Origin of the sequence: Candidatus Uabimicrobium helgolandensis (assembly GCF_041508025.1) — a bacterium.
Taxonomy (GTDB): domain Bacteria; phylum Planctomycetota; class Uabimicrobiia; order Uabimicrobiales; family Uabimicrobiaceae; genus Uabimicrobium; species Uabimicrobium helgolandensis.
The window spans coordinates 922051-934330 of sequence record NZ_CP165719.1 but is presented as its reverse complement, the minus strand read 5'-3'; the positions used below and the strand labels follow the sequence as shown (position 1 = coordinate 934330).

Sequence of the window (12280 nt, the reverse complement as noted above, 5' to 3'; positions counted from 1 at the left end):
ATTTGATACTTTTAGTACCTCCACAGTTGTTTTAGGTGTAGTAATATACTTTAAAAATCTAATAAAAAAACACTCAAAACAATCACTCGGAACATTTACTTTTTACTTCACTGCCCTATTAAAATAAAATCGTACTATAAATATTTTATTGGGCCTCTTTAGAAAAATATTGACATTTAAACAATAGATCTTATAATCACAAAGTACGAGATTTATCCGTCCAGAAATGCATACCTAAATTATCATTTCATTTTCACCAAAAATCTATCTTTAATCCATCAAACAATACTACCTATATAATGTATTGATCATTCTGCTATATTTTCAATCTAGGGGAAAAAAATGCAAAATAATAAACGAAATTATACAAATAAAAAGAAAAATAATAGACCCACAATCAAAGGGGAAGGAGTTCTTGAAATTTTACCTGATGGATTTGGTTTTTTGCGTTCACAAAAACACAATTACCTTCCTTCAAAAGAAGATATCTATGTTTCTCCTGCACAAATTTCAAAATTTAGACTCCGAACAGGGGTAATGGTTTGCGGGCAAGTACGTGCAGCAAAAGGAAGCGAAAAATACCGAGCACTAGCTAAGGTCGAATCGGTAAACGGAGGTCCAACCCAAACATTCACCAAACTACAAACTTTTGATACTCTCACACCTATTTATCCTGACGAACAAATCAATCTGGAATTAGAAGGAAACGATGATGTTACTCCACGAGTTATCGATATGCTCATTCCTTTTGGTAAAGGACAACGAGGATTAGTTGTTGCTCCACCGCGCGTTGGAAAAACAGTACTTTTAAAAAGTCTTGCTAAAAGTATTTCAATTAATCATCCCGAAATTGCCCTAATTGTTCTTCTTATTGATGAACGTCCAGAAGAAGTTACAGATATGCGCAGGTGTATAGAAGGCGAAGTCATTAGCTGTACATTTGACGAGTCAGCAAATAATCATATTCAGGTAGCTGAAATTGTGCTAGAAAAAGCGAAAAGAATAGTAGAAGAAGGTAAAGATGTTGTGGTACTTCTTGATTCACTTACAAGACTCGGACGAGCTTATAATTCAGAAAGTACTCCAAGTGGAAGAACATTAAGTGGTGGAATGGATGCTAACGCAATTCAAAAACCTAAAAAACTTTTCGGAGCTGCACGTAATATCGAAGATGGTGGAAGTCTTACAATTATAGCAACAGCTTTAATTGAAACTGGAAGTCGCATGGATGACGTTATATTTGAAGAGTTTAAAGGCACCGGGAATATGGAACTATATTTAAGCCGTAAGCTTGCAGATCGCAAAATATTTCCAGCCATTGATTTGTTAAAGAGTGGAACAAGAGGGGAAGAGTTGTTGTTAGGTAAAGAAAATATCCAAGAAATATGGGCATTGCGCCGTATACTAAACGACATGAAAAGTAGAGAAGCTATGGAATATTTAATCAAAGGATTAAAGAAAACGCCAAACAATAAAGCTTTGTTAAAGCAATTTTCTTTAACCAGGAAAATATCATAGCCACTCTAAAATACTATTTTATCATTTTTATTTTAAAATCTTGATGAAGAACAAGATAAACTGTTGGAATCAGTAATAAAGTAAGAACCGTAGCTGTTACTAATCCAAAAATCACAACATTTGCCATCGGAGTCCACAACGGGCCTCCCCAAAAAGACAGTGGTAACAAACCTCCTGCAGTAGTAAAAGTCGTTAGTAAAATCGGAATCATACGCATACGACCAGCTTTTACTAAAGCTTCTTTTACAGGCAAATCAGATTCTTTTAGCTGGCGATCAATAAAATCAATTAGAACAATCGCATCGTTAAGAACCATTCCTGCTAGAGAAATCATGCCTAGTTGTGACATAAAATTTAGAGGCCAACCAGTAACTATTAAACCAACCATGCTCCCAGCAAAAGCCATTGGCAAGGTGAGCAAAATCATAAAAGTTTTTGCAAAACCACTATATTGGCATACTAAAATAAAGATTATGAGTATAAAGGATATACTAAATGCGATATTGAAATTCTCTTCACTTTTGAGAGTTTCTTCCCATTCGCCTCCTATTTTAAGAAGACATCCATCTTTTTTCATACGCTCATTTATTTCATTCAGTTGTGGCATTATATCCATAACAATTCCATTAGGAAGTGTTCGAGCGCGAACGAAAGCATAAATTGTTAGAGTACGTTTTTGATGAAAGTGAACAATTGTACTTGTTTCCCATGTAACTTTACTTTGCGAGATCCCTTCAACGGGAACAACACCATTATTACCTCGTATATAAAAATCGTTAATGGAACGTAATTTTTGCCTTTCTTTCGCAGGTAAACGAAGAAATACAGGAAGATTAGTGTCCCCTTCGCGAAAAGTTGTTAGATACTGACCATCGAGAAATGTATTCATGGTCTCAGCAACATTTTGATTAGTTACACCTGACATATTAGCGAGTTCTGTATTTACGTTTACGTTTACTTGATATACCGGATTTCCCCAATCATTATATAGAAGAGTGATGTGCGGGTGAGCAAATAACAAAGCTGATACTTCTTTTTCGTAAGCGTAAATTTTTTGAGGATCTTCTCCTATTAAACGCATAGCAACAGGAGCACCAGCGCTTGTTCCCATATTTAATTTACGTACGATAATGCGCGCATCGCTAATCTGTTCATCAACCAACTCACGTATTTCAGCAGCATAAGTATCTGTGTATTCTGCTTCTGTTGTATTCACTAATATTTGCGCAACATTGTGTAGTTCTGGACCAGGTTCGAACATCAAATAAAACCGCGGAGCACTACCACCAATAAAACTAATCATATTTTTAAGGCGCTTTACCTTTTCACCACCAACATTTGTATGCGAAAGGCTTTTAATAATATTTTCCACTTTTTCACATGCTCGATGTGTTCTATCAGTAGATCCGCCTTCAGGAACAGTAATATCTACAACAAATTGATCGCGAAGTGCCATTGGAAAAAATTGACTTCCAACCATTGACATTAAAGTAATACTGACAACACACATTCCAAAACCAAAACCCAAAGTAATAAAACGATGGTTCAAGCAAAAACGTAGTACTTTAGTATATCTTGTTTTCACAACTCCTTCTTGGTCGTGATCGTGACTATGATTCACATCACCAGTCATTGTATTGCGACCAATAATCCATCCAAATAATCGTTTAATAAAGGAAAAAAGCTGTCCTTGTTTTGTACGAATACGTGTAGTAATTGCTATAAATGAAATCCAGCAACGCACAAAAAATGCTAAAATACCACCTTGAACTACAGCTGGACGTAAAATCCAGTAACCCAGAATTGTAGTTACGGTCATCGCAACAAGCCAACTTATTAAAAGAGTCGTACTTATAACAACTGGTAATCCGTAAACATACTCTCCCTCATTTCCAGGTATTGTTAACATCGGTAAAAATGCAGCAACAGTAGTAAGAGTTGCGGCAAGTACAGGTATAGACATTTCGCTTGCTCCGCGCCACGCAGACTCAAAACGACTTTTTCCTTCTGATAAAAACCTATGAATATTTTCTGAAACTTCAATAGCATTATCAACCAGAAGACCAAGAGAAACAATAAGCGCTGCTACAGAAACGTCTTCCAGCTCTACTCCAAAAAGCCGAAAGATACCAATCGATATAATCATCACTATTGGTATTGACATTGCCATAACAAGAGCAATCCGAAAACCAATCATCAAGAAGCCAACAATAACAACAACAACGATACCTTGTACTAAACTAGAAGTAAAGCTATCCAGTGCTTCTTCAACGTGAATGGGCTGATCAGATGCGATGGTAAGTTTAATATCTTCAGGAAGAATATCTTTGTCTAAAAATTCTTTGATTTTTTCGCGAACTTTTTGTCCAAGAACAACGATATTTCCTCCTTTTTTCATATTAAAACCAATAATAAGACATTCTTCACCAATAAAACTGTCTTTTGTAAAACGGCAGTATAAACTTTTTGGATCAGTAAAATTTCGGCTTACTTGAATTCCCAAGTCAGGAAGATAAGTAGGCGCTTTATCTTGTACAGTACGTACAACTACCTGTTCTATTTGCTTCGTTGTTTCGAATTCTCCACTCAGTCCAACAATGTAACGCTGTTGTCCTGTATCTAAGCTTCCCCCTGGAGCAACAATATTCTTTTGATTTAGTGCCAAAGAAAGTTCCTCAGCACTGATATCCATTTTGCTCCATTCACCAGAAGAAACTTCTAAATTAATAACTTCGTTTTGTATACCAGTTGTGGTAAATTTACCTATCATTGGTATATCACTAAGATATCGTTCTATTTCTTTAGCGTGTTTACGCAGGCGCTGGTAATTATTTGCTTTTCCTGGGCTTGTAGAATAAAGAGCAAAGAGCATTACAGACAACTCTGTAAAGTCAGATTTTACTACTGGCGGAAATGCATCCCTTGGCAAGAGATGAGTAATTTCTTCAATACTTTTTGCCACTTTAGAAAATATAGGTTGCGGGTCCTTTATTCGTTCATCTACATCTACGTAAATCACAGCAACTCCTATCCGCGATTCTGAATAAATACGCGAAACAGAGTTTATTTTACTCACAGCTCTTTCAATAGGCTTCGTGATGTGCTGCTCTACTTTTTCTGCACTTGCCCCTGGCCATGGAACAGTAACCAAGCAAGTACGTATAACAATAACGGGATTCTCATTGCGAGGTATCGTATCGTAAACTGTAAGTCCCCACAACAGCGCAAAAAAAGTGGCGGTCAGAGTAATTGTTTTATTTTGTAATGCAAAGCGTGGTATATTCATCGCACCGATCCTTTTAACGCATAACCTTCCACCAAATTATTGATATCAATTTCCTTATTGATGTGCACCGGAATATTTTTGTTTAAAGGTCTATAACGATTATTAATACGATACCCACCGTAGATAACCACTTTTTCTCCCGACTTTAAACCATCTTCTATTTTCCATAAATCTTCTACTTTGGTTTTGATCACATCGCGGCGCACAGCTTCTCCTGTAGTTTTGCCATTTTTTGTTATTTCATTTTCAATAACAAAAACATAAAACGATTGAGTAGGTTCTCCTTGAGATTTAATAATCGCATCAGCAGGAAGGTACAAACCTTCAGGAAGTTCGCTTGCATATTCTATAGCAACAAGTTGACGCGGGCGAAATACCCAGTCACTTCTCTGACGAATAATAGAATCGCCATCTTTTAATTTATCCAAATCCTCTTGATTTGCCACCAACAATACATCATTTTCTTTCAATCCACTGCTATTTACTAACTCACGAAATATCCAGGTAATAACATTAGCAACATCTTTACCTATTTTGACATATACTTTTTTTGTTGTAGCAAGAGATTTTTCTCCTTCGACCTTCCATACATAAAAACCTTTTTTATCCTTCAGTAGACATCTTGTATCCACATATAGATTCCCACCACCTTTAGGGTTTTTATATATCAAGCTACTAAATTGATCAAAATGTCTGTAATTTTTTGCTGACTCCACTTGGTCTTTACGATAGTTTCTTGCTGCAAAAATCGCTAAAAAAGTTCTAGTTGATGGATCAGCGGCAGTATTCAAGTAGTATAGAATTCCTTTTTCTGGCTTATTAAAGGGATTAAGATTTTCTAAAGTGTATATAGAGACCTCTTCTCCAACGTGAAAGTCACGAAGTTTTTTGAAAGAAACAGATACATCTATACGCATTGGATCCATCATTGCCAAAACAAAAACAGATGTTGCTGCAGAAATCAAAACACCAGGATTAACATTAATATCTGCGATAACTCCATCAAAAGGCGCACGCAAATCGCACTTATACAATGACCTCTTTGCTCTTTTCACAGCCGCTTTTGCGTGTAAAAATTCAGCTTCGTGTATTTTAATTTCAGCTAAACGTAGATCTTTTTCTACCCTAGCTTTTGACAAGTCACCTTGGTGTGTTCTCAACTCTTTTTCTTTTAGTGTTCCAGCAAGAAGTAATTTTTGTTCCTGTGTCTGTGCCACAAGCATCTGAGTTCGTGATTGTAAGATACGAGAATTTGTCGTATCTTGTTTCGAATATGCTTTTTCTGTAAGTTTATATTCTTCTTCTGCCAATTTTCTTTGCTCTCGAACAATTTTGAGATCGAGAGGAAATATTTTTTCTATGTCTGTTTTTGTCGCTTCGACCCGTGCCTGGGCAGCTTTAATTGTTTCATTTGATACAATGAGAGATTGACGCGCAGCGTTAAGTTTCGTTTCTGCTGCGTCCCTTTGATTTTCTGTTTCTTCTAAAGCCAGTAAATACGGTTCCTTATCTAATTCCGCTATAATTTCTCCGCGACGAATTAAGACCCCATTTTCATCTTTTAACTCTCCCAGAACCATTTTTCCAGGACTTTTAACATGCAATTTAGCAAGACGCCCAGAAACTTGGAAGCGCAGCTCTTCCGTTTTCCATGGTAACATTGTTCCTGTTAATCGAGCTTTTCGCGCTAGACTATATTCTTTAACAGTTGTCACCTCTACAGGGATATAACGTTTCCCTTTTTTTGATGGTCTAGGCGGTTCACTGCAAGAAGCGAGTAACAAAGCCACTGAAATAAATATAAAACAAGTTTTACCTTGAAACCTCATATTGTTTCCTTTTACTTACCGATAGATTATTGTTAACAAATGTCAACAAATACAAGTTACAAAGTTAGGGCGTGTCGACATTTAATTTTTGTATAATGTGAATTATTTTAGGACGAAATACTTTGAAACCCACAAACTACAATCTGTAATTGACAAAGTAATAAAACTAATCTCTAAAATAACTAATTGTAGACACGTCCAGTAGAGTATCAGACAAATCCTATGTATTTAATTAGTTCTTTGGATTCAATTTCGCTGTTTTTAGTGGCAAAATAAATACTTTGCACCCTCGAAACGCCTTGTTGAATTCTCAAAATAACCTAGTTTAATTATATAGATATTTATTTGATGCACTACTAGTAACTAGGGGCTATCTCCCAATGCTCAAAGAATTTGTTCTTCAAGCTCCGTTTGAATCGCGATAAATGGTGACTTCACAATAAGAATATTTCAAAAATTTATATCCATCAATATTCGATATATGATCACAACAACTACAAGTTTTTGTGGTATGCGATTCATTTTGCTCAATAATGTGCCTTTTTGTACTATCAATCTTGATATTATAATTGCAATATTTATCTTTTGTAAAGCAAAAAAACTGATGCAAAACCTTAAAAAACATTGACAATATCTATTCATTTTCTTATTTTGGTTGGAATATTACTTTTCTATTTTAGCATTATTCAAGGAAAAAAAGTGACTGTTTTTAATTGTGCATCAAAATACACTTTGTGGTTTAGGCTATATATATTTTATACAACAGTTGTTGTATATAATTTTCATGCAATATTAACTTATTATAATCAAACATTAGGTAAAGCGACAATTATGTTCGCAACTCCTAAAACAAAATTTTCTTTTGCAAATTTTCAACCTAACCCTAAAACACCACTTCTATCTCACTCTTTGGATAAACTAGTACAATTTAATATTAATTTTAAAGTCAACTTGAAATTTAGGAACTCTTTAACATGTAATACTCTTATGAGGTTATTTTCCACTAGAGAATTCGTGTATTTTTCTTATATCTGAAAAAAATATATAGTGCACATAAAATATACTTTAGCACTCTAAAGTAAAATTGCATTTTTTCAATTCTTTTTGATATACGTAAACCGATAGAGAGTATAAAAGGCATGTGCCAAGCATGGTTTCTATATTTAAACCTGATGAACAGGACGCAACACCATCCTAATTAATTTAATGACGCACTAGTATTTGCAAAGTCTACTTTGACTCTAAATTGCTAAAACTGAGTAGTAAAGAGTTCGGCTTTTGCGAGCGAAAACCATTATCTAAACAATTCAACTGGGAAATAAACATGAATGATAACGTTGCGATGAAAAAAGCAGAAAACATTGCATTTTTTGCCTGTTTTTTGCAGTTCTTATTTTTTCTCTTAACTTTTTCTATATCGTATTGGAATTCTCTTTCTATTCGTACACAAAGCCTTTTTTATATGATGGGAATTGTTGTATGGTTTTTAAGCTATCTATCTCTACGCCAAGAGAGATTAGCTGAAGAAGAAGAGCAAGCAGAGAAAGAATATGTTACAGACAATAAAAATTCCATTTTTGATGAAGCTGATCAACTCGATCCTTTATCAGCAAGAAACCGTCTAAAAACTTTTCGCGATTGGATTATCCCTATCGCTTCGCTTTTACTAGCTATAAGCTTTATTACTATTGCTGTATATAATTTATTTAAAATTAACAACGGATCTGTTGAGATTGTAGAACAAGCACCTTTAAGCGCCGCATTTTTAGGTGGATTTGCATTCTTTTCTCTACTAATTGCAAAATATGCACTGGGAATGGCACAACGAAAAAACTTACGTATTCTTCGTTCAGGGGGTAGTTTTCTATACGTCAATGCAGCAACATCTTTTTTATGTTGTTTGGCGGTAGCACTTTCTCACACTGGCTTTAATAACTTAGATATGTACGTAGCCTACGGTATTTTGACTATCATGTCATTAATCGGTATTGAAATATTATTTAATCTATTACTTGATTTTTATAGGCCACGAATCTCCGATCAAGAAACACGCGTTCCTTTTGACAGTCGCATACTTGAAGTGTCCTCTGGTTCTAAAGGTGTTCTTAAAACAATTGCCCAAATGTTTGACTATCAGTTTGGATTTAAAGTTTCAGAAACGTGGTTTTATCAATTTATGGAACAAGCGATTGCCCCGCTTCTTTTATTTCAAATCTTTTCACTATATATCCTTAACTGTATTGTCTTTGTAAATCCAAGTGAGAAAGTCATTATTGAACGGTTTGGAACACCTAATCGCATTTATGCTCCAGGTTTCCACACCAAATGGCCATGGCCAGTAGAAAGATCCGTGCATGTTGACATGCAAAAAACTCATAGTATTATTGTTGGCCAATTTGGAGAAATGTACAACGAAGAAATCAAAAAATTCGATGAGTATGGAGATGAGATTATTCCTGCGCGCATCTTCGCTAAAAAACACCACGCTGACGAAGATGTATTTTTAATAATTGGCAAACAACAAGATGAAAATTTGAGTATCAGTTTAGTGGTTGCAAGAGCCGCCATTTCATATTCTATTGAAGACTTAAAATCCTATATTTATAAACACCAAAATCCAGAACTACTTATAGATAGTCTGGCAAATAAGGTAATGACGCGCTATTTTGCATCTGCAAAACTAGATGATTTAATCGGTAAAGATCGCCAAAAAACCTCTGAGTTTTTGAAAAAAGAAATCCAAAACGAATGTATGAAAAAACAACTAGGAATCTCAATTTTATCCTGTAATTTGTTAGAAGCTCATCCTCCTTCGTATGTCGCTTTAGATTTTGAAAACGTAATTTCAGCCTTAGAAACCAAAGAAACAAAAATCGAAGCTGGAAAAACCTACAAAGAAAAAGTAGAGAAAAAGACAGAAGCTTATATAAAAGAAATAATACTACAAGCCCGAATAAAACAGCTAAGAAAAGTAAAATCAACTGTAGCCAAAGCTCATGTCTTTGAAAATACACTTAAAGCGTACAAACAAGATCCAGAAATTTTCTTAATAAGACAATATCTAAGTGCCTTGGAAGAAAATTTAAAAAACCGCCGCTTAATCATTACTAATATTCAAAACGTCGAACACCATGTGGATAGTCTAAACTTAGAAGATTCGGGCATGAAAATAGTGGACTATGACATACCTGTTACCGATGAAGATGAAAACAACAGTATAGAGGGAAATTGAGGTATAGAAAATGACCACTGAAAATAAAAATGAAAACAAAACAAAAACAAGACCAAATATTGTTACCTTGATCGTAGCCATTATTATTGCAGCTACTGTACTTTTTTATTACTTTACTTTTCAAGTGCGTATTACCGAAAAAGCCGTCATCACGACCTTTGGTAAACCAACAACGATGATAGATCCAAGTAATGGCTCGCAACCAGGCCTTTATTGGAAATGGCCTTATCCTTTTCAAAATGTCGACATCTTTGACGCACGCACGCGAATTTTTACGGGAACACTCGAACAGATATTTACTTCTGATGGTAAGAGTATTATTTTGCAGACTTATACTGGGTGGCAAGTAGATGATCCTGCAGTATTTTTGACAAGTACTGGTAATGAATGGGACGCAAAAATTCATTTAGAATCCTCTATTCGTGGACATACATACAACATTGTTGCAAAATATACATTTAACCAAGTCCTATCTTTTCAAAAAGGAAAATCTTTTTTAGAAAAGATAGAAGAAGCAGTTAAAAAAGAAACCAACAAAGACGCTGTGAATTTTGGCTTTATTGTTACTGAGTTTGGGTTTAGACGTTTAGTTCTTCCGGAAAGTACAACAAAAGAAGTTGCAAACAGAATGAAAGAAGAACGCAATCGTTTAGCCCAAAGATATCTTTCAGAAGGAACAAGAGATTCCAAGATAGAGCGCAACAAAGCAGATGCAGCTCGCGAAGAAAAGATAATTATGGCCGAAGCGCGTGCCAAAGAAATAGAAGGTGAAGCTTTCGCTGAGATTGCCGATGAGTATAAAATTTTTGCTCAAGATAAAAAACTAGCGATCTGGCTGCGTAAACTAGAATCTCTACGCAATATTTTAAAAGCAAACCGTAGTACTTTACTTCTTGATCCTTCAACAAAACCGTTTGATTTATTACAAAATTCAAACATCCAAGGTGTTTTTTCTGAGTCGGACAAACAAACAAAAAAACAAGAAAATTCAACTGACAATAAAACCGACCAAGCAACACATGCTACCGACAATAAAACCAACCAAGCAACACATGCTACTGACAATAAAACCGACCAAGCAACACACGCTACTGACAACAAAACGGAAAATAGTCAAGAAAATGCAAGTGAGCAAAAAAATACCGATGAAAATCAGAATTCTGTAGAAGATAGTAATAACAAAAAAACAGAGAACGAAAATACAGATAACGTAGATGACAACAAAAAAAACTCTGAAGAAGTCAAAAAATCTGAACAACCAGACAATGAAAATTCTGAGCTGAAACAAGATCAAGCGGAGGAAAATAAGTAATGGTTGAAGAACAAAACAATAACTCTGAAGAACTCAGTCATGTAAATGAACTAGCTGATAAATCTCTTGAAGAAGCTTTAAAGCTTAGCTTTAAAATACTCAAAGGAATTATGCTACTTCTCATTTGTGTATTCATTGGCTCAGGAGTGTTCATTGTTGACCAGCACGAAGTTGCACTTGTCATGCGTTTTGGTGACATTGTTGGAACAAAAGTAGATAGAGAAAAGAAGCCTGGTCCTCATTGGACATTTCCATTTCCAATTAGTAAAGTAACTCGTGTAGACAAGCGTGACCGCACTTTGATACTTGACGATTTTTGGTATTATGAAGATCCAGATGTTAACGATAAAATGCGTCGTAGGCGAGCAAAGGACAATCTCGATCCGGAAAAAGATGGCTATGTTTTAACTAACGATGCCAACATCGTTCATGTAGAGAAATTACAAATACGTTACAAAGTAAAAAGCGCTTATAATTATGTAATGTTTAATGAAAATCCTAAGCAATTACTACACAATATTGTTTTAGGCGCAACGATAAAAGCAGTTGCCTCTTTTTCAGTCAACGATACGCGTAAAAAATCAGATGAAATGATCGATTTTGTAACAATAAATGCTCAAAAACGTTTAGACAGACTTCGCTCAGGCTTAGAAATTACTTGGTTATCATTTCGTATTATACCACCACTAAGTGTACAAGATGCATTTGACTCTGTTATCAAAGCAGAAGTAAAGAAACTCAAAGACTTAGAGATGGCCATTGGCTACGCAATGAAAGTTGAAAATGAAGTTAAATCTGCTGCAGCTAAGATCATTAGAGATGCCGAAACTTTTAAATCAAATATTGTGCAGAGAGCGCAAAGTGATGCCAAATATTTACAAGCGATAAAAGAACGCTTTAAAAATACTCCCGAAGTATATCAAGAAATGCAGTACAACAAAGTCCTAGAAGAGATTAGTTCTGAAATTTACGAACTATTTATACTATCAAGCTCTTCAAATAACCGCGAATTGCGCCTACGAATAAATCGCGATCCTGAATTAAAAAAATTCAAAGCGCCAGAAGGCCAGGAACCTGATATCCTTGAAAAGGAGGAAAACTAA

6 protein-coding genes are annotated in these 12280 nt (G+C 35.1%); 4 read left to right on the top strand and 2 right to left on the bottom strand.

Annotated features, from left to right (window positions below; genetic code table 11):
- Positions 1 to 342 precede the first annotated feature (342 nt).
- A complete protein-coding gene (gene rho, locus UABHE_RS03470; protein ID WP_372368831.1) occupies positions 343 to 1518 on the top strand; it encodes a transcription termination factor Rho in 1176 nt (391 codons plus the stop codon).
- 13 nt (positions 1519 to 1531) lie between these two features.
- Here rho and UABHE_RS03465 read toward each other — a convergent pair whose 3' ends face one another.
- Positions 1532 to 4804, bottom strand: a complete 3273-nt coding sequence (locus UABHE_RS03465; RefSeq protein ID WP_372368830.1) for an efflux RND transporter permease subunit — start codon at positions 4802 to 4804, stop codon at positions 1532 to 1534.
- A complete protein-coding gene (locus tag UABHE_RS03460; RefSeq protein WP_372368829.1) occupies positions 4801 to 6633 on the bottom strand; it encodes an efflux RND transporter periplasmic adaptor subunit in 1833 nt (610 codons plus the stop codon). The genes UABHE_RS03465 and UABHE_RS03460 overlap by 4 nt, the downstream gene beginning before the upstream one ends.
- A gap of 1324 nt (positions 6634 to 7957) precedes the next feature.
- Here UABHE_RS03460 and hflK point away from each other — a divergent pair.
- The 3 genes from hflK to UABHE_RS03445 are packed head-to-tail and all read left to right on the top strand — an operon-like array spanning position 7958 to position 12280.
- Positions 7958 to 9865 carry a protease modulator HflK gene (hflK, locus tag UABHE_RS03455; RefSeq protein ID WP_372368828.1) on the top strand — a complete coding sequence of 636 codons (1908 nt, stop codon included), beginning with the start codon at positions 7958 to 7960 and terminating at the stop codon, positions 9863 to 9865.
- A 10-nt stretch (positions 9866 to 9875) separates the two neighbouring features.
- The gene (locus UABHE_RS03450) at positions 9876 to 11177 is read left to right on the top strand and encodes an SPFH domain-containing protein (RefSeq protein WP_372368827.1); all 1302 of its coding nucleotides are present in this window, start codon (positions 9876 to 9878) and stop codon (positions 11175 to 11177) included.
- Positions 11177 to 12280 (top strand): SPFH domain-containing protein, encoded by a 1104-nt coding sequence (locus tag UABHE_RS03445; protein ID WP_372368826.1) that lies wholly within the window; start codon positions 11177 to 11179, stop codon positions 12278 to 12280. The genes UABHE_RS03450 and UABHE_RS03445 overlap by 1 nt, the downstream gene beginning before the upstream one ends.

What these genes read in the sequence shown, in the direction of transcription:
- rho (WP_372368831.1), top strand. Translation starts at nt 343, where the DNA reads ATGCAAAATAATAAACGAAATTATACAAATAAAAAGAAAAATAATAGA.
- UABHE_RS03465 (WP_372368830.1), bottom strand. Translation starts at nt 4,804, where the DNA reads ATGAATATACCACGCTTTGCATTACAAAATAAAACAATTACTCTGACC.
- UABHE_RS03460 (WP_372368829.1), bottom strand. Translation starts at nt 6,633, where the DNA reads ATGAGGTTTCAAGGTAAAACTTGTTTTATATTTATTTCAGTGGCTTTG.
- hflK (WP_372368828.1), top strand. Translation starts at nt 7,958, where the DNA reads ATGAATGATAACGTTGCGATGAAAAAAGCAGAAAACATTGCATTTTTT.
- UABHE_RS03450 (WP_372368827.1), top strand. Translation starts at nt 9,876, where the DNA reads ATGACCACTGAAAATAAAAATGAAAACAAAACAAAAACAAGACCAAAT.
- UABHE_RS03445 (WP_372368826.1), top strand. Translation starts at nt 11,177, where the DNA reads ATGGTTGAAGAACAAAACAATAACTCTGAAGAACTCAGTCATGTAAAT.